Source organism: Rossellomorea aquimaris (assembly GCF_020172085.1).
Classification (GTDB): Bacteria; Bacillota; Bacilli; order Bacillales; family Bacillaceae_B; genus Rossellomorea; species Rossellomorea aquimaris_E.
In genome coordinates, this window is the sequence record NZ_JAIVAT010000003.1 from 1,769,024 (window position 1) to 1,792,502 (window position 23,479).

Consider the following 23,479-nt stretch of genomic DNA (forward strand, 5'->3'; position numbering starts at 1 on the left):
CCTAATCAGATGTTTTCAAGTGCTCTTTTTAAAACAGCCATTCTGACGTATACTCCATTTTCCATTTGTTTAAAGATTCTTGATTGGTCGCATTCCACCAATGAATCGGCAATTTCGACCCCTCGATTGACAGGAGCTGGATGTAGAATGATACCGGTTGGTTTCATTCTCGTTTTTCTGCTTTCTGTCAAACCGAATTGTTCATGATATTCTTCTTTTGACAAGCTGGATGTACTTTCGTGTCGTTCGTGTTGAATCCGAAGCAGCATCACCACATCGGAATCTGCTATACATTCATCCATCGTTCTGTGCAGATGTAGATCTTGGGAGGGGAACCATTCTCTTGGACCCGAGAACACGACTTCTGCTCCCAGTTTACTCAACGCTTCCGCATTGGACCTTGCAACGCGGCTGTGAGCAATGTCTCCAATGATCGATACTTTTATCCCTTCAAATCCTCCAAATTCCTGACGGATGGTCATCAGATCCAACAGGCATTGTGTAGGGTGATTTCCACATCCGTCACCACCGTTGATCACGCTCATTTTCAGAGGCGCCAGTTCATCAAAGTATCGCTCCAGGGAGTGACGAATCACAACAGCTTCAACCCCGATGCTTTCCAGTGTTTTCACCGTGTCGTAAAGGGTCTCGCCTTTTTGAACACTTGACGTTTGAGCTTCGAAGGGGATGACTTCTAGTCCCAGCTTTCTCTCCGCCATTTCAAAGCTGCTTTTCGTGCGGGTACTTGCTTCAAAGAAAAGATTGGCTACATATTTATTTGAGCCTTCCATCGAGGCCTCTCCCGTTTTAAAGCGTTCAGCTGCATCTAATATTTCAATGATTTCATTCTTTGATAAGTCATTCATCGTCAATAAGCTCTTCATCTTGAGACACCCCTATTTTCACTTCTTTCAAAAAAAACACCCTGTCATTTTCTTGACAGGGTGTTTTTGAACATACTAACAGGGACAGGACGGGAAACCCCGCATGCCTTGTTCAAATTCACCCTTCTTAGACTCTCTGGACCATGTTAAAAGGTGTTTCTATGCAACATCTTGCTTCTTATTTTCTTCTTTGAATAAATTATTGTCTCCTTCACTTTCTTTCCTGCCTGGTAGGACCAGGTTCAGGAACACCCCTACAATCGCTGCAAGAGCCATTCCGGATAAGGACACATTTTCGTTAATCTTTACGAATGCACCTCCGACTCCAATTACCAGGATGACGCTTGAGATGACTAAGTTCCGCTTGTTCCCCAAGTCCACTTTATTGTCAATCAGCATACGTAATCCACTTGAAGCGATGATTCCGAACAGGAGGATGGATACGCCTCCCATGACAGCTGATGGTATGGAGCCGATCAAGGCCGTGATTTTCCCTACGAATCCGAACAGGATGGCCAGGACCGCAGCTCCACCGATGACGAATACACTGAACACCCGTGTAATGGCCAGGACCCCGATGTTTTCACCATATGTTGTATTTGGTGGCCCACCCAGGAAGGATGCAATCATCGTCGCTACCCCATCTCCTAGTATGGAGCGGTGAAGACCCGGTTTTTCAATGAAATTCCGCCCCACCACTTTACTTAATACCATCTGATCCCCCGTATGCTCCGCCAGGGTCACCAGGGCAACCGGAACCATGATGGACACGATTTCCCAAGAGAAGCTTGGCGTGTAGTCAACAAACGGGATAAAGAAGTCCGGCATTTGGAAGAACGGTGCATTGATGACCTGTTGAAAGTCCACCAGCCCTGCGAAAAATGCGATGATATACCCTCCGATGATACCGGCAAGGATCGGAACCATTCCGAGAAAGCCTTTGAAGTAAATCGAGCAGATGACGGTTATGGTCAAAGTCGCAAGTGCGACCATGAAGTGTGTATTACTGTAGACTAATTGTTCTGCTCCCGGATTTTCATACATCGCCATATTCACAGCCGTTCCGGCAAGACCCAATCCGATGACCATGATGACTGGCCCTACTACAACCGGGGGCAGGATCCTGATCAGCCATTTCAATCCCAGCTTCGAAATGAGTAGTGCGACGATACCGTATACAATACCGGCGAGGAAGCTTCCCATCATGGCAGCTTCCGGACCTCCAAGGCTCTTAGCGGCTAGGATCGGTGCAATGAATGCGAATGATGATCCAAGGTAAGCGGGAATCCTACCTTTTGTAATCAGCAGATATGCCAGTGTTCCCAATCCGCTTGAAATGAGGGCGACTCCCGGACTTAACCCTACCAGGAATGGAACCAGTACCGTTGCCCCGAACATCGCAAATAAATGTTGGATGCTCAGTGTAATCCATTTCCCTATATTCGGTACTTCTTCTACGTCTAATACGATTCGTTGATCTTGATTCATGTATGTCTCCTCCTCTATTACCCATAATTCCCCATAAAAAAACCCTCTTTGTCGTAAAGAGGGCACAAAGAGGGTACAAGAAGGCCAGGTTACTACCTTCATTCCCATCCTTTGTCAGCCTCTCTGGACCGCTATTAAAAGGACTATCATTATTCTTTTTCGTGAATGGATACTACGTCTTCCTGATCTACTTCTGTTAATGCAACCATGATTTTTTCAGAGCTTGAAGTCGGAATATTCTTCCCGACGAAATCTGCCCGTATTGGTAATTCCCTGTGTCCCCGGTCCACCAGTACAGCCAGTTGTATCTGACTTGGTCTGCCGAGATCCATCAAGGCATCCAATCCTGCACGGACCGTTCTTCCTGTGAATAATACATCATCCACCAGTATGACTTTTTTGTTTGTAATATCAACCGGGAGATCGGAGCCTTTAACTTCTGGTTCGTGATCCTCAGTTTTCTTTGTGAGATCATCCCGGTATAGTGTAATATCTATTTCACCTACAGGGATTTCTTCGCCTTCAATCGCGTGTATCCGTTCAGCTAATCGGTTGGCGATGTAAATTCCCCTTGTTTTGATTCCAACAAGAACACAATCCTCAATTCCCTTATTTCGTTCAATGATTTCATGGGCAATCCTTGTGAGTGCCCTTCGAATGGCGGGCTGATCCAATACTGTTGCTTTCTTCGTCATTTTCGCCACCTCAATTTCTTTAATTTCGCACATAAAAAATCCCTCTCACCGCTATAGATGAGAGGGCACACTTATCGTTATGATATCAGATTGCACGCCAAGATGATTGGTCGTACATTGCTCCTTCTCAGCCTCACGGGACCGTATTAAAGGTTACTTATTCGATTAACTTCATGATAAAGGTCAGGTCGAAAATTGTCAACGATTATTTTCAAGATGCTTCACTAATTTGGCGAATTCATCAGGCAGTTCTGAATGGAACTCCATATATTCTTCCGTTCGGGGATGAATAAAACCCAATACACCAGCATGGAGGGCTTGTCCATCGATACTAAGCGTTTTGCGTGGACCGTATTTTGGGTCCCCTGCAAGCGGGTATCCGATATATTTCATATGCACACGGATCTGATGAGTTCTTCCTGTTTCCAATTCACATTCAACCAGTGTGAAATCCTTGTACCGGTCCAAGACCCTGAAATGGGTAACAGCCTGTTTTCCATTATCCACGACAGCCATGCTTTGGCGATCTTTAGGGTCCCTACCAATAGGAGCATCGATCGTTCCGTATTCATGTGGGATCAAGCCATGTACAATGGCCGTATATTTTCTCGTTACAGACTTTTCTACCAACTGGTTTACAAGATGTTCATGAGCCATGTCATTCTTCGCTACCATCAGTAAACCGGACGTATCCTTATCAATTCTATGGACGATCCCGGGTCTTAAGACTCCGTTGATGCCTGAAAGATCCTTGCAATGATACATCAATCCATTCACCATCGTTCCTGAATAGTGTCCAGGAGCAGGATGGACGACCATCCCTTTCGGCTTGTTCACCACGATGACATCTCCATCTTCATATGCGATATCCAGATGTAAATTTTCAGGCTCTACATCTAATTCTTCCGGTTCAGGGATTGAAACCGTGATCACCGCGTTCAATGGACATTTCAAGTTTGGCTTGACACTCTCATCATTCACTTTGATATGACCGTCTTTTATCCATTGTTGAACCTGGGAACGTGACCATTCCTTGTTCAATTGACTGACGACCTTATCGATTCGTTCACCCTGTTCATCCTCAAGTATGTTGTGCTGAATTACTTCCATTTTTGTTCTCCTTCTTTGCTTTTCGTTCGTCTAAATACATGTAAATGAGTAACAATGCCACTCCAATGGTTAATGCTGCATCGGCAATATTAAAAATCGGAAAATCATAGGAAAAAATGTATGTATTTAAGAAATCGACCACTTCTTTTCTTAAGACACGATCAATAAAGTTTCCAATTGCTCCACCAAGCATAAAAGCGAGACTCAGACTAAACAATGAATGCCCTTTTGCATGGACTTGCATATAATACACAATACCTACAATCACGACTAATGTAATAACATAAAAGAACCACATTTGGCCTTGGAGGATTCCCCATGCTGCACCTTGATTCCGGTGAGAAGTAAGATAAAAGACATTGTCGATAATCGAAATGCTCTCTCCCTCGGTCATTCGTCTTACAACCAACCATTTTGTAAATTGATCCAATCCAATGACAATCAAAGCCACTAAATAATAATACACAAAGGCAACCTCCGAACATCGTTAATTGATTACCTTTGCATTTTAGCATAAAAGGGGAAATAAAGACACTGAAACTGGAGAAGAACAACGTAAAAGCAATTGAAATCTACGTATATGAAGAAATCTTTCCAAACCTTCTCCAATCCAGCGCATCTTCTATTTTGGTACAGGTTGGATTCATCAGCATGTAATCAAAAGGAATTTCTACACCACTCATTTCACAGGTTCCGTACTGATTGTCCTGGAAACGGTCCAGTGCTTGCTTCACATCGTTGATTTCGTCGTATATATATTGTTGTACTAAAGGATGCTGAGATTGACTTGCCTCAAGCTCCTGCAAGGATGTCACCAGCTCTTCTACAATGGATGTGTATCGGTCATATGTCATCTTGATCCCTCCATTTATAGTATGGAGGAAACGGTCTTGAATATTGTGTTGCAAGATATAGCAATTATGGAATTTGAATTGAGCATAAACAGATTAAAAAGGTGACCCGCCAAATGACGGGTCACCTTTTTTCATCATGCCAAGTGAGAATAACTTTCTTTCACAACAGATGCACAACGTGTGCAAAGGGTTGGATGATCTTTATCCTCTCCTACTGTTGTCGTGACAACCCAACAGCGGTCACATGTTTCACCATCGGCCTTTTCAACAACGATATTGTTTTCACCGAGGCTTAAAGCATGCCCGGGGGCTTCATTTACAGCTCCACCTATTTCAAAGGCAGACACGATAAATAACTGCTTTACGTCTTCTTTAATGGAATGTAGCAAGTCTTTCGTTTCATCATTCACGAAAAGGGTCACTTTAGCTGTCAATGATTTCCCGATTATCTTCTGGTTACGAGCTTCCTCAAGAGCCTTTAGAACATCATCTCTTAATTCCAGGAAAGCATTCCATTTTTTCTTTAACTGATCAGCATTGTCAAACGACTGTACTTCAGGCATATCCGTCAGTTGCACGCTTTCTCCCTCTGCTCCCGGGATATATGCCCATACTTCATCAGCAGTATGAGAAAGGATTGGAGACATCAGTTTTGTCAGAGCCATTAGACACTCATATAAGACAGTCTGAATCGCACGACGATCGTCATGATCTTCTGACTCGATATAAAGGACATCCTTGGCAAAATCCAAGTAGAATGAACTTAGGTCCAATGTGCAGAAATTATTAACAGCGTGATAAATGCTCGCAAATTCATATTTATCATAAGAGTTTTTCACGTTTTTCACAAGGTCATTCAGCTTCACAAGCATGAATTGATCCACTTCTCTTAGCTGATCAAACGATACAGCATTGGTCTTAGGATCGAAGTCAGAAAGATTGCCCAATAAGAAACGGAATGTATTACGGATCTTACGGTAAACTTCTGCTACCTGCTTCAGTATAGGATCTGATACACGCACATCCGCTTGATAATCAACAGATGCGACCCAAAGGCGAAGAATGTCGGCACCGAGCTGTTTCATGACTTTTTCAGGAACCATGACATTGCCTAGGGATTTACTCATTTTTCTTCCATCACCATCTAAGGCGAAACCATGACTCAATACGCCTTTATATGGAGCTTTGCCTGTAACGGCTACACTCGTCGTTAAAGATGAGTTGAACCATCCGCGATATTGGTCCGATCCCTCTAAATATAAATCTGCCGGACGTTGTAGATCATCACGTTCCTCAAGGACAGCCTGATGTGAAGAACCTGAGTCAAACCAGACATCCATGATATCCTGTTCTTTCGTGAACGTCCCATTCGGGCTACCTTCATGAGTGAATCCTTCAGGTAAAAGATCTTTCGCTTCTTTCTCAAACCAGATATTTGACCCGTGTTCACGGAAGAGATTAGACACATGATCAATCGTTTCATCTGTAATGATTTCCTGACCATTTTCAGCATAGAATACCGGAATCGGCACTCCCCATGCACGTTGACGGGAAATACACCAGTCCCCACGGTCTCTGACCATATTGAATAGGCGTGTTTCTCCCCATGCAGGAACCCATTTCGTATCATTTACCGCTTCTAATAACTCTTTACGGAATTTATCAATAGATGCAAACCACTGAGCGGTAGCTCTGAAAATAACCGGCTTCTTCGTACGCCAATCATGTGGATAAGAGTGAGTAATGAAGTTTAACTTGAGTAACGCTCCCACTTCCTGTAGCTTATCCGTGATCGGCTTATTGGCTTTGTCATAAAATAATCCTTCAAATCCAGGGGCTTCCGAAGTCATAACCCCTTTATCGTCTACAGGACATAACACGTCAAGGCCATATTTCTTTCCTACAAGGAAATCATCCTCACCATGACCAGGTGCTGTATGAACACAACCTGTACCTGAATCAGTCGTAACATGCTCTCCAAGGACCACAAGTGACTCACGATCGTACAGCGGGTGTTTGGCAACGACATGTTCAAGGTCGGCACCTTTCACTTTATTAGATACGGAATAATCTTCCCACTCGAGATTCTTTGCTACTTCTTCAAGTAAATCTTCTGCAACTAGATAGCTGTTTTCCTTTACGGTTACAACGACATAGCTAAGATCAGCATGAACTGCGATTCCAAGATTGGCAGGGATCGTCCAAGGAGTTGTCGTCCAAATAACGAGCTGGGTTCCTTCCTGTAGAACACCCTTTCCATCTGTAACGGCAAATCCAACATAAATGGATGGAGAACGCTTATCCTGATATTCGATCTCTGCTTCAGCAAGTGCTGATTCACTTGATGGTGACCAATAGACAGGCTTTTTCCCTTTATAGATGTATCCCTTTTTCGCCATATCGCCGAACACTTTGATCTGCTGGGCTTCATATTCAGGCTTGAGTGTAATATAAGGATTATCCCAATCACCACGTACCCCTAATTGTTTAAATTGCTTACGTTGGTTATCTACCTGCTCATATGCATATTCTTCACATAATTTACGAAACTCTGCAATCGTCATTTCTTTGCGTTTCACGCCTTTATTTGTTAAGGCCTGCTCGATAGGCAACCCATGGGTATCCCAACCCGGGACATACGGTGCGTGAAATCCACTCATGGATTTATATCGAACAATGAAATCCTTCAGCACCTTATTCAATGCGTGACCCATATGGATATTACCATTTGCATATGGAGGTCCGTCGTGAAGGATGAATAAAGGACGATCACTTGTTCTTTCCTGCACTTTTTGATAAATATTCATTTCTTCCCATTTTTTCTGGGTATCTGGCTCGCGCTTCGGTAAATTCCCTCTCATTGGAAATTCCGTTTTCGGCATCAGTAATGTATCTTTATATTCCATGAACTCTTCCTCCTAAACGTTTATCTTATTGCCATCATTTCTAAATCCTTCACGTCTTAATCAGAACGGATGCACTTTCTGTTTATAGGAAAAATAAAAAAGCTCTCTCATCCCTGAACAGGGACGAGAAAGCTTTCCCGCGGTACCACCCTCATAAAGACCAGCTCGGCCTTCACTTGTTATGATTCGTAACGTGAATAATTCGCTATTCATTACTCTTCGATTCGAATTTCATGAATAGGGCTCGAGGGTGATCTTCCGTGCTTTTTTCCTTGTCGGGCTCACACCGTCCCCGACTCGCTAGTAAGGATATATGAAAAAGAACGTACTGTCCCTGTCGTAGCTTTTATGACAAAAAAGATTGTTGTTCAATTATATGAAAGTATTGCTATTCTCGTCAAGACAATGTCTCTTCTTCTTTTAAAGTTTTTAAATCTGTTGCATCCAAATCGAATTCCATCAGTTGATCCCAGTCATTGGTATCCAATAAATCCAGCTGTGCTTCAATCAGCATTTTGAATCGGGTTCTGAACACTTTTGACTGTTTCTTGAGTTCTTCAATTTCAATGGCAATCTTACGTGCTTTGGACAATGATTCATTCACGATTCGATCAGCGTTCTTTTCTGCCTCTTTAATAATTAGCTTGGATTCTTTCATTGCATTCCGCTTGACTTCTTCCCCTGCTTCTTGAGCAATGACGATTGATTTGTTCAACGTTTCCTCGATGTTTGTGAAATGACCTAATCGTTCATTTAAGGAGTTTAAACGTTCTTCCGTCTCTTTTTTCTCACGGATCAGAATTTCGTAATCTTTAATAATCTGATCTAAAAATTCATTAACCTCATCCTCATCATAACCACGAAAGCCACGACTAAATTCTTTATTATGTATGTCTAATGGCGTTAAAGGCATGGGAGCCACCTCCAGTACTTGGTGAATTACATTTTTATTATAACTAAAATTTCGACAGCATGTGGGGGAATTCCTTTATTTTTCTCAAATTATTTCAGTATTCCAACAGAAATTCGCCATTTATCTCGCTTTGTTCTTCCTTCAATACTCATTAACTTGCTTCTGCCATAGCCTCTTGCTGATATGACATCCGAAGCAACGACTTCAAAAGATGAATTTTCAACCGTTTTCCAATTCACTTTTACGTGCCCGCTTTTAATCAATGTTTGAGCCTTTTGACGGGAGTCATTGTAGATGGCTGCAAGAACGACGTCCAGTCTCAATGAACTGACGGTGGTCGTCTTCTCCTGCCATTCTTCCCTACTTTGAATTCTGTCTTTTAATGTTATTGCTTTTAGAGAAACCTTGGCTTTCCCTACTTGGGTAAGTTCCATGCGGACATAATCCGAGATTTCATCGGCAAGTATAATCTGGATGATATCCTCACCCGTCACAATATCCCCAAACTTCTCTCTTTTCAATCCAAGTGACATCAGGGTCCCTAATACTTGTCTGTGTTCTATTGTAACAAACTTCGAAGGGTACTGTATTTCAAAAGCCTCTATTCCAAAATCTTCTTCTTCTGGTTGGAAATAGGGAGGGTATAATAAAGCCCGTTTGCGTTCCGAATCTTCCGGATAAAAAGAAACCAAGATTTCGTCGTTACTTCCTACTATGGACTCGACAATATGCTGCTGTCTTGGGTCTAAAAAGTCCGTTTGTTTCGGAGCATATTGACTTTCCACTGTTTGCTTCCACTCCAGCACAGCATCCACAAATTCTTTCTCATCCGGCCTAAAATGTTGATAGATCGAAGACATTCGTTCACCCCTTAAGTGATTTACACAAAATAAAAGAACTGAAACTGTTTGCCCGGTTTCAGTTCTTTATGCTTTATAGCCTAGTTTAAATAAGCCACTTGAATAATTGGTATAACCCCGATTGCGCCAGGTTCAACACAATGAAAGCCACAATAGGTGAAATATCAATCATCCCGATCGATGGAACAATACGTCTGAATGGCTCAAGATACGGTTCGCATATCCTCGAAAGGAACTGCCCGATCGATGTCTCTCTGGCATTTGGAAACCATGACATCAAAATATAAATGATTAATGCCCATGAATAAATTTGAATTAAGTTAGACAAGATTTGATACAACAATACCATAATTTACATTACCACCTCGAATCTGAAAGATCTTCCTCTTTTAAGAACTCAGAAATATTTCCGCTCACCTCAACATTATCAGGTGTGCATAGAAAAATATTATCGCCTACCCGCTGAATGTCGCCTCCGATTGCATAGACAGTTCCACTGAGGAAATCGACAATCCTTTTCGCTTGATCATGCTGAATCCTCTGCAGGTTCACAAGTACTGAACGGCGATTCTTTAAATGATCTGCAATCTCCTGAGCCTCCGCATATACTCTCGGTTCGACGAGAATCATTTTAGAAGACTTTTGAACACTTTGAAGGCTCACAACATTTTGTTTCGTATTAGAAAGCTGCGACTTCATGGGCTTCTTCTCCTCGTATTCCTCTTCATACTTTTCTTCTTCATAATCATACTCATCTTCATCAAGTAAAAAGAACGTTTTAAACTTTGACTTAATACCCATTTGTATTCATCCCCTCTCAGTCATTTCCAACTAATGCCGTTCCAATACGAATAAATGTGGCACCTTCTTCTATCGCAATCATATAATCATTGCTCATCCCCATAGATAATTCCGTGCATGGGGCGTAAGGAAGGTTTAGTGCATGGATTTCTTCCTGAACGGTTTTCAGCTGTCTGAAACAAGAACGTAAGAAAGATTCATCATCCGTATGTGGAGCCATTGTCATTAATCCCACGACTTTAATATTGAAATACGTTTTTAAACTGACGATAAATTTCTTCACTTCATCGGGAGAAATACCATGCTTTGACTCTTCTCCCGACACATTCACTTGAACGAAACAAGACACAGGCCTATCCGCCCTTTTATGAATTTCTTTCGCTAATGACAGACGATCCAGGGAATGTATGTATGAGACCTTATCAATGATGTTTTTAACCTTCCTTGATTGCAGGGAGCCGATGAAATGCCATTGAGGCTTGTCCTGTAAAACCTCCCACTTAGAAACCAATCCTTCATCCCGGTTTTCCCCTAAGTGGAGAAGGCCAGCTTCAACAGCCTCTTCTGCCCGTTGGGTCGATACGTATTTCGTGACGGCTACAATATTTACGCTGTCTTCAAGCCTTCCACTACGTTCACAGGCAGTCTGAATATTTTCCTTGATGATTTTCAGGTTTTCCGAAACTTTCATGTTAATTCTCCTTCCAGCCGATAAAACTCATTATTCTTCCCGTTTCTCCACTATCTCTTCTATAAGAGAAAAATTCCTTGTGACAGGATGAACAAAAACTGGAAATATGGATTTGCTCTGAATGCAATCCACTCTGCAGTAATAACTGTTGATTTAACTTCTTAAGGTCGAGATTGTACTGTCCCTCTTCCTTTAAATTATAGGGTAAGTTGTTTTCATCTTCTAGTGTTTTTTTCACTTTATCAATCACATAATCGTCCACCACATAGCATTCCTTGCATATGGATGGCCCGACTACCACTTCTAACGAAGATAGGGAGGACCCATTCCCGATGAATTCATGGACCATTTTGGGTCCTATTTCAAGAACCGTCCCCTTCCATCCCGCATGAGCCAATCCAATTGTCCCTGTATCTCTGTCAAGGAAATAAAGGGGAACACAATCTGCATAGCACATCGTTAACAGGAGGTTTCTTTCATCTGTTATGAATCCGTCTGTGTCTTTGATGCTGCTATGGTAATTCTCTGCACCTCTCCCAGCGTCTTCAGAACCTGGAGAGTAAATATGATTCCCATGTGTTTGCTCAGCCGCCACCCATCTCTTCAAAGGTATATGAAGAGCTGTTGCAAGAGATTGGCGATTATGGATGACAGAAGAGTCCTTGTCACCTACATGAAGACCCATATTGAATGAATGAAACGGTCCGTCACTGACTCCGCCATGCTTTGTGGTAATTCCTGCCACTAGTTTAGAATGTTTTTGCGTCCATCTATCAATAGAATAATAAGATTCTGTTTCTACTACAAAGGGTTCTTTCGACACGTTGAATCTCCTTCGTTTTTTATTAAGTGTACCATAGTCGCTTAAGATTCGTCATGTATCTGGAGATTGTTTCGGTTCTTGAAGCTGCCCTTGAATATAATGGCTGTCTTTATATCTGACCAGAATTACATCTTCTCCTATTTTCACGATACTGCTCCAAGGAATCACTATATCTTCGTCTTTGCCAAAAAAACCTAATATTTTCCCTCCGGTACCGATGACGATTGCCTCGATTCTTCCCGTATCCAGGTTTATTTCAATATCACCAATGTTCCCTAACTTTCTCCCATCTGAAATGCTCACCACATCTTTGACCTGGAATTCAGATATACGTACCATGTTTCTTCACCCTCTTTTCATCTCGTTCCTAATGTATTGATCACGGTAAATGTGTATGTTTACACTTTTCACCCATTTCAAGTAGTTATTATTAGTGTATGCAGCAAATAAAAAGGCAGACCATCCCGAAGGTGATCTGCCTTTCTTTTGTGTTTTGTCCGGGCAAAGCCCTTCCGCTTTTCGTTTTGTCTAGCTCCAGGGCTTAGAGGCTCGAGGTCATAATTGAAAAATCCCATAAGGCAAAGTACGCCTTTTGGGATTTCCCAGTTGTGCTTGTCGGGGCTGAACGAGCCGCCTCCGCTTTTCGGTTTGTCCAGCTGCAGGGCTTAAAAGCTCGAGGTCATAAGTCAAACCATCCAAAAAGGCAAAGTACGCCTTTCCGGATGGTTCGCCTTATGCTTGTCGCTTCTGGGCAAAGCCCTTCCGCTTTTCTCTGTCCAGCTGCGGCGGCTAGCCCCTCGAGGTCACAAATGAAAAATCCCATAAGGCAAAGTACGCCTTTTGGGATTTTCCATTTGTGCTTGTCGGGGCTGAACGAGCCGCCTCCGCTTTTCTTGTCTTATTGAATATTTTTGTTCATTTGTTTGATTGCTGCTTTTTCGAGTCTTGATACTTGAGCCTGAGAGATGCCAATTTCGTCAGCTACTTCCATTTGAGTTTTTCCTTGGAAGAAACGTTTGCTGATGATAAGTTTTTCACGATCATTTAATCGCCTCATCCCTTCTTGAAGGGCGATTTCTTCGATCCAATGAAAATCCCGGTTTTTTTCATCGCTTAGTTGATCCATTACGAAGATAGGGTCACCGCCATCATTGTAAATTGGTTCAAATAACGAAACAGGATCTTGGATGGCATCAAGTGCAAATACAATTTCCTCATGGGATACATCAAGAACTTTGGCAATTTCTTCTGCCGTTGGTTCTTTAGATGTCTCTCCCATTAATTTTTCTCTTACTTGTAGAGCCTTGTACGCAATATCTCGCAGTGAACGGGACACTCTTATTGGGTTATTGTCTCTTAAATAGCGACGGATCTCCCCAATGATCATTGGAACCGCGTATGTAGAGAATCGAACATTTTGACCCAGATCAAAATTATCAATGGATTTCATTAATCCAATACAACCTACTTGAAATAAATCATCCACATACTCACCACGATTATTAAAGCGCTGAATTACACTTAAGACGAGGCGCAAATTTCCATTGACCAGTTTTTCTCTTGCTGAAATGTCACCCGCTTGCATTTCTTTAAACAGTATTCTCATTTCGTCATTTTTGAGAACCGGCAATTTGGACGTATCCACACCACAAATCTCGACTTTATTACGTGTCATTCTTTCCCCTCCTTGTAGGAGCTGCTGTACAAAATTCAGTATTTCCTTGAAGAGGAAAAATATGCATTTCATTCTGACAAGTAGTGGATGATATACTCCAAATCCCTTATGAAATATGGATAAATAAGGGTTAAAAAAATGTTATTCATTTTAAATATAAAAAGCTGACCTTTTCAATTGAAAAGGTCAGCTTTACTTCTTTTAAACCATCTTATTAAATTCCTTCTTTAGACGTTTAATAATCCTTTTTTCTAATCTTGAGATATAGGATTGAGATATTCCCAGCATATCAGCTACGTCTTTCTGGGTCTTTTCTTCTTCTCCCATTAAACCGAAACGAAGCTCCATAATTTGTTTCTCACGGTCTGAAAGCTGATGCAGGGCATTAAAGAGTAATTTTTTATCAACTGTTGCCTCAAGGTCTTTTGTGATGATATCTTCGTCCGTGCCAAGTACATCTGATAGCAGCAATTCATTTCCATCCCAATCGATATTAAGGGGTTCGTCAAATGAAACTTCAGATCGGATTTTATTGTTTCTTCTTAAATACATGAGAATCTCATTTTCAATACATCTTGAAGCATACGTAGCCAGCTTGATTTTTTTTTCAGGATTGAAAGTATTCACTGCTTTGATCAAGCCGATTGTACCGATGCTGATCAAATCTTCAATATTGATCCCCGTGTTTTCAAACTTTCGTGCTATATATACAACCAGCCTTAAGTTACGTTCAATTAATAGCGACCTTGCCGCCTTGTCCCCTTTAGGTAATTTATTGAGGAGCACTTCTTCCTCTTCTTTAGTCAATGGAGGAGGCAGCGCTTCACTACCGCCTATGTAGTAAATTTCATCTGTTTTTAGACCAAGCTTGATTAACAGTTTGTACCAGTAATATAAAAACTTAACTTTGAATATTTTCATTGTTGCTCCCCCTTCTATTTCTTTGAAATGTGAGTATAGTAGTAATAATTGATTTAAGAAACATTTAGCACTGGTTTTCTTGAAGCCATTTTTGGATGGACGATTGCTTGAAAATGCCCATCGGCTGCGAGAGGTTCTTCCCTGAAGGCAATTAACCCATTTGGTACAGCCCATTCGGTTTCATGATCCTTCAAAACAATTGAATCAGGCTTTAACGCGGCTAGAAGCTGACTTTTTCTTCCCACGGATTGTGCAGGGACGATGCGCAATCTGTCTGACCAGCGAGTGTCAATATGCTTCACACCCGAAAAGATCTCTTCAACATCATGGCAAAGTGCCTTCATTTCATCTGGGATCTCCCCCTTGATGTCTGCAATGGATAAAAACATGACAGGACATTTGGAGATCGGATCCTGAAGCTGATTTCCACTGTCCACAAGACCAGTGACTGTACAATGGAAATCTTCAATCCTTATACTCACTTCCAGGAGTTGATCGAATTGGAGCTTCACGTGTTCTATGCTGTCAACCCTCCCCTTTGAGAAATACCATGCAAGAGGCAGGGCAAGCATGATAAATACCCAGCTGATCGGGTCTCCGAATCCGCGTATGCTTGCGAGCAGAACGGACGATTCCCGACTTGGATCAAAACTTATAAAATAATGAGTCCCGATTAATATCCCACCCGTAAAAAAGGTAACGAAATAGAACATTAGAAGATTTGATAAATAATAGCGTAATCTTCTGTAACCAAAGGCTGTATAGACCATGACAATTGAGAATAATAACTTAACAAGTGGGCTTCCAGTAAAATGAGCTAGTGGTGAAAAAGCAAGGAGAATAATGATAGAGCCTATCAAACTCCCGATACCAATTCTCCAGAGGGCATATTGTCTCTTTAAGATGATCCCTGTTAACCATAGAAGGAAAAAGTCTACTAACAGATTTAACAACCAGATGACATCCAAGTATAAAGTCAATTTCTACCCTCCTTTTAAACTTCATCAAGTTCCATTTAGTCACGAGAGGAATGACTTATCAGCAGTATATCGTACATACCCTTTAAAGGTTGTCATTTTTTGTATGCTCCTTCGGAAAACTTTTCGGAGATAAGAACGAAAAATGTCATTAAATATATGGCATTTTTTGTTCTTGTTTTGGGGGAAAATAGATAGAAGGAAAAAGCAAAAATCCCCAAAGACATGATTGCCTTTGGGGATTTTCAAGTTATGCTTGTCGGGGCTGAACAGCCGCCTACGCTTTTTTTGTCCAGCTGCAGGGCTTAGAGGCTCGAGGTCATAAGCTAAGCCACCCAAAAAGGCAAAGTACGCCTTTCCGAGTGGCTCAACTTATGCTTGTCGCCTCTGGGCAAAGCCCTTCCGCTTTTCTATTATCGGCGGCGATTACGGTTACGGAGGAAGGTTGGGATATCCAGTGTTTCTTCCGCACCTTGATTGGAAGAGGTTCTAACAGGCTCTTGCTGTGGAGGCTGCTCTTCACGTTTAGGCTGTTCCCGTTTAACCGACTGGCTCGGGCTAGGACTTTGATTTGGTTTCATCCCACCAAATGTTGGTCGTGTTTGCTTTGGTGGCTGGATGACCTCTTCATTGAAACCAGTGGCAATGACGGTTACAACGATGTCATCTTTTAAATCTTCGTTGATGACTGAACCGAAGATCATGTTTACTTCCTGATCTGAAGCAGATGCAACAATATCAGCTGCCTCCTGTACTTCGTAAAGGCTTAACGACGTTCCACCTGTAATGTTCATCAGGACACCTTGAGCACCATCGATGGATGTCTCAAGCAAAGGACTGGAAACCGCTTTTTTCGCAGCTTCAGTGGCACGATTCTCGCCAGACGCGGCACCGATTCCCATTAACGCTGAACCTTTGTTAGACATGATGGTCTTAACATCTGCAAAGTCCAGGTTGATCAGACCAGGTGTAGCAATCAAATCCGAGATACCTTGTACACCCTGACGCAGTACATTATCCGCTTCACGGAAAGCTTCAAGCATAGGTGTGCTCTTATCCACAATCTCTAGAAGGCGATCGTTTGGAATAACGATCAGTGTATCTACTCCTTCTTTCATAGCAGCGATACCACCACTTGCCTGATTTGAACGCTTTCGGCCTTCAAAGGTGAATGGTCGTGTTACGACACCCACTGTCAATGCTCCGATTTCACGTGCGATCTGAGCGATTACCGGCGCTGCACCAGTACCGGTTCCTCCACCCATCCCGGCAGTAACAAAGACCATATCCGCTCCTCTAAGAGCTTCTTCGATCTGTTCTTTACTTTCTTCAGCAGCTTTTTTTCCCACCTCAGGATTGGCACCTGCTCCCAATCCCCTGGTTAATTTGCCACCGATTTGCATTTTTATTTCAGCTTTTGATAGATTCAAAGCTTGTGCATCCGTATTGACGGCAATAAATTCAACACCTTGAACACCATGTTCAATCATTCGGTTTACGGCATTGTTTCCTCCGCCACCGACACCAATAACTTTTATTGTCGCTAATGAATCTAAATTTGTATCAAACTCCAACATGACAAATCCTCCTAACTCGTCGAATCTATGGATTCCTTTATTTATTCAAAGAAGTATCCAAAGAACTTTTTCACTTTTGACATGGCCTTTTCATCTTCATGTTCTTCTTCATTTACCTTTGCAGGCTTTGGCTTTTTAGTAACCGGTTTTGATTGACGTTTCTCAGCTGCCTCTACGGGCACTGGTTCTGCACTGACAGATCTTCCTTGCAATCTAGCATTTTTTTGAGCGTATTTGATCAATCCAACTGCTGTTGTATACTGTGGTTCCCGAACTCCTATATAATCAGGAATTGCCACTCGTACACGATTTTGGAAAACGATTTGTGCTAATTCTAACACACCTGGAAGATTTGCTACACCACCAGTTAATACATAACCACCCGGCAGGTCCCTGATTCCCAATCGTTTCAGCTCGTGGCTGATGAGGTCCAGGATCTCTTCCAGCCTTGCTTCTATAATATCAGAAATTTCTAATTGATTAAATTGCTGGTGTTGATCACTGCCAATAATTGGCACACTGAACACTTCATCTTCTGAAGCATGGTCATAAAATGCATGGCCATATTTTGTTTTGATTTTCTCGGCATCATCCGTCGAAGTCCGTAATCCAATCGATAAATCTTTGGTGATATGTTCTCCCCCAACCGGAAGCACAGTCGTAGCCTTTAAATGCCCTTGTTCGAAAACAGCTATGGTTGTAGATCCACCACCGATATCAATCAGGGCAGCTCCAAGATTTTTTTCATCCTTCGATAATGCCACCGTACCGGCAGCTAATGGCTGAAGGACAATATCGACAATTTCAAGACCAGCCTTTTCAACACAACGGAGAGTATTATGTAAAATCGTCTTAGATCCCGTAATGATGGTGCCTTCCATTTCGAGTCGAACACCGATCATGCCACGGGGATCTGTAATCTCATCCAATCCATCAACGATGAACTGTCTAGGGATTACGTTGATGATTTCCCTTTCTGGAGGAATAGAAACAACCTGAGCTGCGTCCATCACTCGTAGAACATCTTCATCGCCAATTTCCCTATTGTCGCTCGAAACGGCCACAACTCCATGACAAGATTGAAGCGACACGTGGTTTCCTGTAATTCCTACAATGACCTGGCTTATGGATAAACCGACCATCCTTTCAGCTTGTTCAACTGCCTTCTTGATTGTATGAACAGTTTCGTCTATATCTACGATGGAACCTTTTCTGATTCCTTCTGAGTTCACATTTCCTACACCGATTATGTTTAAGGAATCATTTGTCATTTCACCAATGATTACTTTCACTGTGGATGTACCGATGTCTAGGCTAACGTAAATTTCATTGCTGTTCACTCTATGGCACCTCCTTAAAGAATGTTTATTTGGAACAACAATCCTAGAAAAACATGATTCTAAGTATATCTTAATATGATATTCGTCGTAACAAAAACGATTCCCTTTTAAAATTCTAATTTTTTTCTCTTTTTTCTTGATTATTTGACCAATTGCTAATCATTATTCTTCTAATCACTGCAATGTTCTGGAATAATCTTACTCCAAAAGCAAAAACAGCCGCCAAATACAAGTCTACACCAAGATGTACCCCCAGAAAAGCTAAACTTGCTGCTAGTAAAATATTAAAAAAGAACCCAGAAACAAAGACCTTATCATCATAAATATTTTGGAGGTGAGCACGAATACCGCCAAACAATGTATCCAATGCTGCCAGAACGGCAATCGATAAATAATTTGAATACTCTTCTGGAATTCTAATATCTGTGAGAAGCCCAAGGAAGACCCCTACTAGCAACCCTAAAACGGGAAGCCACATATTATTCGTTCCCTCCTCTTTCCTTAACCGGTTCCATGAATCGGATCCGGATGCTATCCTTATACTCTGGTACCACCAGCTTTTCTAAAGGCTTTGAAATGCTGACCCTCAGGTTATCGATAAAGAAATCTTCTACCGACCGTGAAACCTGCATACGATTATACAAGTCCTTGGCAGCTTTTACGTCTTTGGTCAGAACCCTCACCTCAAACGGTATTTTCTTTATCGTATTACCATCAACCTTCGTTTCTCCATTAATATCCCGAATGACCGAAGTATTGATTAGTCGATGGCCATCAATTGCAATATCCACTGCATCATACTGGTTCAGCTCATTTACTAGCCTCTCCAGAAGCTCAGGTGAAACGTTTTGAACCTTTTCACCCAACAGGATTTCTTCCATTGAAGGCTCGATCGTCAGGATGAGGCCGGGACCTGTCTTCTCTGTCAAGCCCATTTCAGTCTTCAATTCCTCCAGGGTTTGCTTTAATGCCTGTTCGGGACTCGATTGTTGTTCTGTCTTATATTGTTCAAGCTTCGCTTCCACAGAACGCGTTTCGGAAAGTAAATTGGAATTCACTTCCTTTTCTTTCAAAAGAGCTTCCCTCAATTCCCATATATCTCTTGTATCCCGGACTACGGGCTCTTTGACAGTCTGGAACTGGATGGCAATCATAAATCCGATTATGACCGTAATGACGGTAAAGCTGATTTTAAGTTTGTTGTCCATTTAGTGCACCTTACTTTCAAAACTACCCCTCATCCTGAATACACCCAATCGTACACTTCAATGGGTGCAAGCACATCATTCACCAATCGTCGGTTCCAGGATGACCGAATTCTCTTTTTTCATTTCAAAGATAATATTGTCGTTCACAAGCTGATCCTTCACTCCGCCCGTTATATTCATGGCAGAGGATAATACTTCCGGATCTCCAATTGCCGTAATTTTGAACGGGGCAGGATAATCGATTCCATCTACCTGGATGACCGGACCGTTACAGAGTATGTATGAATCATGCTTAAGCCTTTGCCCATTGATTGCAACTACAGAAGCACCCGCTATATATAATTCATTAATCACCTTGAACACGTGATGTTCATGGACAATATAATTATTTGCGTTTTCTTCCTCTGGATCATATTTCGCATCGGATAAGGTTACCGTTACCCCAGGACCTTTCACTTTCGTTTTGCCTAAGTACATTCTGTACTTCTCGGCATCTTCTGCCAGGTTAAAATAAATTTGTTTCTCTTTGGAGAATTCCTTCTCCATATTGCCGACCTTCTCCTGTTTCTCGTAGAGCTTTTCCTGAAGATTGTTATTCTTCTGCTGATACTCGAGGATTTGATCTCTTAATGCTTCTTCCTGTTTCCACTGACCATTTGTCCGATTCCCTAGTTCTGCTTGTTCTGTGTTTGCCAGACTAAATGAAAAAGCAAGGATGAAACCCAAAACCAGACATACAAGAGAGAGGATCACGTGCTTACCTCTCACCCTCATCCTCTTCATTGCTTTGTTCACCTTCCGTTTCGTACGCTCTGAAATAAGAACCAACCTCTAAGTCAATAACCCCTTTGACCGATGGATCCAATTGGCTGACAATCGAAGGATAATGCATCATCTTTTCTGAGAAACTTCGTATGGTTGCACTCACTTCGAATCCGTCGTTCATAAAGAGAGTCAAGTGATACTGATCTGTTTTCTTGGGAACAAGATTAATCTCTGAGATAAGATGCTGTACTTCCTTTGGAAGCTTCCCTAGTTCGTTAACCATTATGACTAGAGTCTTATCTTCTTCGAACCCTCTTAATAAAGGTGCATCGACAGGGATCGATTCTGTCCCTTTATCCAATACCTTTCCATTTTCCAATATGACATAAAACTTACTTCCCTTCGAAAGGTAAGCCTTTTTATCATATTCTTGGATGGAGATTTGATAAGTGTTGGGAAAGGTTAACTTTACCGTTGCATCCTTCACTTCAGGAAGCTTCTTTAATTGTTCCACCGTTTTCTCTTTGTTTACACTCCACACGTTCATTCCATTGTCAATTCCACTTTTTTGAAGAACCGTCTTATTCGAAATAAGCTCATTCCCATCCACAGTCACTTTGTGTACATGACTCAAAGGCGATTGAAAGTATACAACCGAAAGAATCATCAGAAAGAATAAAGCAAGTAAAAACAAAAGTCTTCGATTTGCCTTCTTTTTTCGGTGTTGTTTTAATTTGGGAATTCGATCTTCTATGGAAACAACATTTTCTTTTTTCATTTCGTTCTCCTCAATTTCACTTTGAATTCATTATGTATGGGATGAGTTAAACTCATCTTGTCTTATAATGAAAGTACTCTTTACATTGGGATACTTCTATTCTATACGAAGGTATACCAGGTTAAAAGAGGAACAGAACGTTTTCTGCCATAAACCATTTTGAAAACAAATGAGTGTTACCGGGTGACTACATTTCTCGACAGCCTGTCCTATTTAAGAGAATGATTAAACAGATCCCTAAGATGGATTGCTCATACCACTTTTGGGATATACTTTCATTCCTTTTCCAGAGGAAAGGCTACCTTATGTATTTCACTCTTAAACCCTATTTTAAACAACAATTTAAGCATTATGAATGCATGTCATTGAATTGTAAAAGTTTTGGTTAACAAAAGTAACAAACTCTCCTTTATTTTGAAAAGGCATGATAATAATGAATTACGTATATGTAATTTATTGTAACATCCCATCTTTAAATATCCTATTGTTATTTCAATAAAACATAGATTTTCTTTAGATTTCCTTCATCGATAAAAAAGTCTGTTTTCATAAACATTGTTGCTTTTGGATGTAGAGAGAAGTGGTTGATCTCCGCTCCAGGTGCTCGCTTTCCGCGGGGCTGGCGGTGAGCCTCCTCGGGCTAAAGTCCTGTGGGGTCTCACCTGTCCAGCGTTTCCCGCAGGAGTCGAGCATCTTCCGCTCCAATCAACTGTCTAAGCATAAATGTTTCAGCAATACCAGTGTACTGTCAGGATAACTTACAGCAACTCTTTTTCAACTGATATTCATGAACCTTTGCTCTGTCAACACTTCCCCTTCTCCCAAATAATAATTGACAGAGCTTTTGCAAATCATAGTCTGTGCAAGTATAACAACATTTTTTGCGAAAAGAGCGAAAAAAAAAAAGAGAACGACAAAAGAAAAGAGGTGAAAGTGGTTCAGGAATGATTTTCAAGATTCATCCTCCACTTGCATCAGCTTTTCTCTCATCGATCTCTAACATTACATGGTTTTAATTCCTTGTATAACGACTAATATTCAACAGTACTCCTACAGCCATAAGCATCAGAGTTAAAGAAGATCCGCCGTAGCTCAAAAATGGCAGTGTAATCCCTGTAACAGGCATCAGCCCTGTCACAACCCCTACATTGATCATTACTTGAATCGCAATCATGGAAACGATCCCTAATGCAAGAAAGCTTCCAAATAGATCTGGTGCCCCCAGCGCAATCCGGATACCCCTCCACAAGATCAATGAAAACAAGATTAGGACCAGGGTCCCACCAATAAAACCGAGTTCTTCTGCCAATATGGCAAATATAAAGTCATTTTGCGGCTCCGGCAGGTAAAAGAACTTCTGTCTACTCTGTCCCAGTCCTAGTCCGAATAACCCACCCGGTCCTATCGCATATAGTGACTGAATGATTTGGAATCCACTATTTAGTGGGTCCTGCCATGGATCTAAAAAGGAGGTGATCCGTTTAATCCTGTATGGTGCAGATATAACCAGACCAACAAACCCCAACAAACCAATCATTCCTAAACCTACGAAATGCTTAATTCTAGCCCCTGATATAAAAATCATCACAACGGATGTCCCAACCATTACGGTACCCGTTCCCAAATCCGGCTGCAACATGATCATTCCAAAAGCTGTAAACACGAGCAAGAGTGCGGGCAGGACCCCTTTTCTAAAAGAAGTGATGTACTTTTGATTTTCAGATAAATATTTTGCAAGAAAAGCAATCATGGCAAGCTTCATGAATTCTGAAGGCTGAATGGAAAAGGCACCGACGCCAATCCAGCTCCTCGAACCGTTTCTCAATACCCCAATACCGGGGACCAGCACGAGGACAAGAAGGACGAAACAAACGATGATAATGATTTTTGACCATTTTCTCCATGTCCAGTACTCTACATTCATGATGAAGAACATGGCAAATAATCCTACACCGGCAAACAAAACCTGCCTTTTTGCAAAGAAAAAGGAATCATCGAATTTGTAATCCGCCCATACTGCACTTGCACTGTAAACCATGACCAGTCCAATGGCAAGTAATGTGAGGGTGACCATAATGAGAATAAAATCGGGAGTCGATTTTTTTAAAGGCAATGCTAAACACCTCGAATAGACAAATTTAGAGCCGTTCGAGCATAGAAAATCGTTTATCCCTGAATGACTGGCTGCGCTGGTATGGATGCTCTATCTGGAC

General features: G+C 41.7%; 24 protein-coding genes and 1 other annotated feature. All 24 genes read right to left on the reverse strand.

Annotated elements, in window-relative coordinates; genetic code table 11:
- Window positions 1-5 precede the first annotated feature (5 nt).
- The 24 genes from LCL96_RS09810 to spoVE all read right to left on the reverse strand — a co-directional run bounded on the left by LCL96_RS09810 (window position 6) and on the right by spoVE (window position 23,379).
- Complete coding sequence (locus LCL96_RS09810) at window positions 6-884, reverse strand: aspartate carbamoyltransferase catalytic subunit (RefSeq protein WP_224941189.1); 879 nt, start codon at window positions 882-884, stop codon at window positions 6-8.
- 159 nt (window positions 885-1,043) lie between these two features.
- Window positions 1,044-2,372 (reverse strand): solute carrier family 23 protein, encoded by a 1,329-nt coding sequence (locus LCL96_RS09815; RefSeq protein ID WP_224941190.1) that lies wholly within the window; start codon window positions 2,370-2,372, stop codon window positions 1,044-1,046.
- A 149-nt stretch (window positions 2,373-2,521) separates the two neighbouring features.
- Entirely contained in the window at window positions 2,522-3,067 is a 546-nt protein-coding gene (gene pyrR / locus LCL96_RS09820) for a bifunctional pyr operon transcriptional regulator/uracil phosphoribosyltransferase PyrR (protein ID WP_224941362.1), read from the reverse strand.
- Between the two features lie 198 nt (window positions 3,068-3,265).
- Window positions 3,266-4,177 carry an RluA family pseudouridine synthase gene (locus LCL96_RS09825; protein WP_224941191.1) on the reverse strand — a complete coding sequence of 304 codons (912 nt, stop codon included), beginning with the start codon at window positions 4,175-4,177 and terminating at the stop codon, window positions 3,266-3,268.
- Window positions 4,149-4,643 (reverse strand): signal peptidase II, encoded by a 495-nt coding sequence (lspA, locus tag LCL96_RS09830; RefSeq protein WP_224941192.1) that lies wholly within the window; start codon window positions 4,641-4,643, stop codon window positions 4,149-4,151. Before lspA ends, LCL96_RS09825 begins: the two co-directional genes overlap by 29 nt.
- Window positions 4,644-4,749: 106 nt before the next feature.
- Window positions 4,750-5,031 carry a hypothetical protein gene (locus LCL96_RS09835; protein ID WP_224941193.1) on the reverse strand — a complete coding sequence of 94 codons (282 nt, stop codon included), beginning with the start codon at window positions 5,029-5,031 and terminating at the stop codon, window positions 4,750-4,752.
- Between the two features lie 134 nt (window positions 5,032-5,165).
- On the reverse strand, window positions 5,166-7,937 hold the full coding sequence (gene ileS, locus LCL96_RS09840) for an isoleucine--tRNA ligase (RefSeq protein ID WP_224941194.1): 2,772 nt from the start codon (window positions 7,935-7,937) through the stop codon (window positions 5,166-5,168).
- A gap of 116 nt (window positions 7,938-8,053) precedes the next feature.
- Window positions 8,054-8,287 (reverse strand) — a binding site (T-box leader).
- Between the two features lie 47 nt (window positions 8,288-8,334).
- Complete coding sequence (locus LCL96_RS09845; protein WP_098350955.1) at window positions 8,335-8,850, reverse strand: DivIVA domain-containing protein; 516 nt, start codon at window positions 8,848-8,850, stop codon at window positions 8,335-8,337.
- An 89-nt stretch (window positions 8,851-8,939) separates the two neighbouring features.
- Window positions 8,940-9,710: an RNA-binding protein gene (locus LCL96_RS09850; RefSeq protein WP_224941195.1), complete on the reverse strand. Its 771-nt coding sequence runs from the start codon at window positions 9,708-9,710 to the stop codon at window positions 8,940-8,942.
- An 85-nt stretch (window positions 9,711-9,795) separates the two neighbouring features.
- The gene (locus LCL96_RS09855; protein WP_224941196.1) at window positions 9,796-10,059 is read right to left on the reverse strand and encodes a YggT family protein; all 264 of its coding nucleotides are present in this window, start codon (window positions 10,057-10,059) and stop codon (window positions 9,796-9,798) included.
- A gap of 8 nt (window positions 10,060-10,067) precedes the next feature.
- Window positions 10,068-10,511 carry a cell division protein SepF gene (locus LCL96_RS09860; RefSeq protein WP_224941197.1) on the reverse strand — a complete coding sequence of 148 codons (444 nt, stop codon included), beginning with the start codon at window positions 10,509-10,511 and terminating at the stop codon, window positions 10,068-10,070.
- 16 nt (window positions 10,512-10,527) lie between these two features.
- Window positions 10,528-11,202 (reverse strand): YggS family pyridoxal phosphate-dependent enzyme, encoded by a 675-nt coding sequence (locus tag LCL96_RS09865; RefSeq protein WP_224941198.1) that lies wholly within the window; start codon window positions 11,200-11,202, stop codon window positions 10,528-10,530.
- 1 nt (window position 11,203) lies between these two features.
- Window positions 11,204-12,025: a peptidoglycan editing factor PgeF gene (pgeF, locus tag LCL96_RS09870; protein WP_224941199.1), complete on the reverse strand. Its 822-nt coding sequence runs from the start codon at window positions 12,023-12,025 to the stop codon at window positions 11,204-11,206.
- A gap of 51 nt (window positions 12,026-12,076) precedes the next feature.
- Complete coding sequence (locus LCL96_RS09875) at window positions 12,077-12,364, reverse strand: YlmC/YmxH family sporulation protein (protein WP_034755825.1); 288 nt, start codon at window positions 12,362-12,364, stop codon at window positions 12,077-12,079.
- Window positions 12,365-12,923: 559 nt separating this feature from the next.
- Entirely contained in the window at window positions 12,924-13,700 is a 777-nt protein-coding gene (gene sigG / locus LCL96_RS09880; protein WP_060669863.1) for an RNA polymerase sporulation sigma factor SigG, read from the reverse strand.
- Window positions 13,701-13,901: 201 nt separating this feature from the next.
- On the reverse strand, window positions 13,902-14,621 hold the full coding sequence (gene sigE / locus LCL96_RS09885) for an RNA polymerase sporulation sigma factor SigE (RefSeq protein ID WP_224941200.1): 720 nt from the start codon (window positions 14,619-14,621) through the stop codon (window positions 13,902-13,904).
- A gap of 53 nt (window positions 14,622-14,674) precedes the next feature.
- The gene (gene spoIIGA, locus LCL96_RS09890; RefSeq protein ID WP_224941201.1) at window positions 14,675-15,601 is read right to left on the reverse strand and encodes a sigma-E processing peptidase SpoIIGA; all 927 of its coding nucleotides are present in this window, start codon (window positions 15,599-15,601) and stop codon (window positions 14,675-14,677) included.
- Between the two features lie 410 nt (window positions 15,602-16,011).
- On the reverse strand, window positions 16,012-17,175 hold the full coding sequence (ftsZ, locus tag LCL96_RS09895; protein ID WP_224941202.1) for a cell division protein FtsZ: 1,164 nt from the start codon (window positions 17,173-17,175) through the stop codon (window positions 16,012-16,014).
- Window positions 17,176-17,216: 41 nt separating this feature from the next.
- Window positions 17,217-18,515 (reverse strand): cell division protein FtsA, encoded by a 1,299-nt coding sequence (ftsA, locus tag LCL96_RS09900; RefSeq protein ID WP_224941203.1) that lies wholly within the window; start codon window positions 18,513-18,515, stop codon window positions 17,217-17,219.
- Window positions 18,516-18,630: 115 nt separating this feature from the next.
- The gene (locus LCL96_RS09905; RefSeq protein WP_206851012.1) at window positions 18,631-18,993 is read right to left on the reverse strand and encodes a small basic family protein; all 363 of its coding nucleotides are present in this window, start codon (window positions 18,991-18,993) and stop codon (window positions 18,631-18,633) included.
- 1 nt (window position 18,994) lies between these two features.
- Window positions 18,995-19,723 carry a DUF881 domain-containing protein gene (locus LCL96_RS09910; RefSeq protein WP_224941204.1) on the reverse strand — a complete coding sequence of 243 codons (729 nt, stop codon included), beginning with the start codon at window positions 19,721-19,723 and terminating at the stop codon, window positions 18,995-18,997.
- A 75-nt stretch (window positions 19,724-19,798) separates the two neighbouring features.
- A complete protein-coding gene (locus tag LCL96_RS09915) occupies window positions 19,799-20,506 on the reverse strand; it encodes a DUF881 domain-containing protein (protein WP_224941205.1) in 708 nt (235 codons plus the stop codon).
- Window positions 20,481-21,266, reverse strand: a complete 786-nt coding sequence (locus tag LCL96_RS09920) for a cell division protein FtsQ/DivIB (protein ID WP_224941206.1) — start codon at window positions 21,264-21,266, stop codon at window positions 20,481-20,483. The genes LCL96_RS09915 and LCL96_RS09920 overlap by 26 nt, the downstream gene beginning before the upstream one ends.
- Window positions 21,267-22,278: 1,012 nt before the next feature.
- Entirely contained in the window at window positions 22,279-23,379 is a 1,101-nt protein-coding gene (gene spoVE, locus LCL96_RS09925; protein WP_224941207.1) for a stage V sporulation protein E, read from the reverse strand.
- Window positions 23,380-23,479 lie beyond the last annotated feature (100 nt).

Excerpts from the sequence above, each read along its gene's own strand:
- LCL96_RS09810 (WP_224941189.1), bottom strand. The coding sequence starts at position 884 with ATGAAGAGCTTATTGACGATGAATGACTTATCAAAGAATGAAATCATT.
- LCL96_RS09815 (WP_224941190.1), bottom strand. The coding sequence starts at position 2,372 with ATGAATCAAGATCAACGAATCGTATTAGACGTAGAAGAAGTACCGAAT.
- pyrR (WP_224941362.1), bottom strand. The coding sequence starts at position 3,067 with ATGACGAAGAAAGCAACAGTATTGGATCAGCCCGCCATTCGAAGGGCA.
- LCL96_RS09825 (WP_224941191.1), bottom strand. The coding sequence starts at position 4,177 with ATGGAAGTAATTCAGCACAACATACTTGAGGATGAACAGGGTGAACGA.
- LCL96_RS09835 (WP_224941193.1), bottom strand. The coding sequence starts at position 5,031 with ATGACATATGACCGATACACATCCATTGTAGAAGAGCTGGTGACATCC.
- ileS (WP_224941194.1), bottom strand. The coding sequence starts at position 7,937 with ATGGAATATAAAGATACATTACTGATGCCGAAAACGGAATTTCCAATG.
- LCL96_RS09845 (WP_098350955.1), bottom strand. The coding sequence starts at position 8,850 with ATGCCTTTAACGCCATTAGACATACATAATAAAGAATTTAGTCGTGGC.
- LCL96_RS09850 (WP_224941195.1), bottom strand. The coding sequence starts at position 9,710 with ATGTCTTCGATCTATCAACATTTTAGGCCGGATGAGAAAGAATTTGTG.
- LCL96_RS09855 (WP_224941196.1), bottom strand. The coding sequence starts at position 10,059 with ATGGTATTGTTGTATCAAATCTTGTCTAACTTAATTCAAATTTATTCA.
- LCL96_RS09860 (WP_224941197.1), bottom strand. The coding sequence starts at position 10,511 with ATGGGTATTAAGTCAAAGTTTAAAACGTTCTTTTTACTTGATGAAGAT.
- LCL96_RS09865 (WP_224941198.1), bottom strand. The coding sequence starts at position 11,202 with ATGAAAGTTTCGGAAAACCTGAAAATCATCAAGGAAAATATTCAGACT.
- LCL96_RS09875 (WP_034755825.1), bottom strand. The coding sequence starts at position 12,364 with ATGGTACGTATATCTGAATTCCAGGTCAAAGATGTGGTGAGCATTTCA.
- sigG (WP_060669863.1), bottom strand. The coding sequence starts at position 13,700 with ATGACACGTAATAAAGTCGAGATTTGTGGTGTGGATACGTCCAAATTG.
- sigE (WP_224941200.1), bottom strand. The coding sequence starts at position 14,621 with ATGAAAATATTCAAAGTTAAGTTTTTATATTACTGGTACAAACTGTTA.
- ftsZ (WP_224941202.1), bottom strand. The coding sequence starts at position 17,175 with ATGTTGGAGTTTGATACAAATTTAGATTCATTAGCGACAATAAAAGTT.
- LCL96_RS09905 (WP_206851012.1), bottom strand. The coding sequence starts at position 18,993 with ATGTGGCTTCCCGTTTTAGGGTTGCTAGTAGGGGTCTTCCTTGGGCTT.
- LCL96_RS09910 (WP_224941204.1), bottom strand. The coding sequence starts at position 19,723 with ATGGACAACAAACTTAAAATCAGCTTTACCGTCATTACGGTCATAATC.
- LCL96_RS09915 (WP_224941205.1), bottom strand. The coding sequence starts at position 20,506 with ATGAAGAGGATGAGGGTGAGAGGTAAGCACGTGATCCTCTCTCTTGTA.
- LCL96_RS09920 (WP_224941206.1), bottom strand. The coding sequence starts at position 21,266 with ATGAAAAAAGAAAATGTTGTTTCCATAGAAGATCGAATTCCCAAATTA.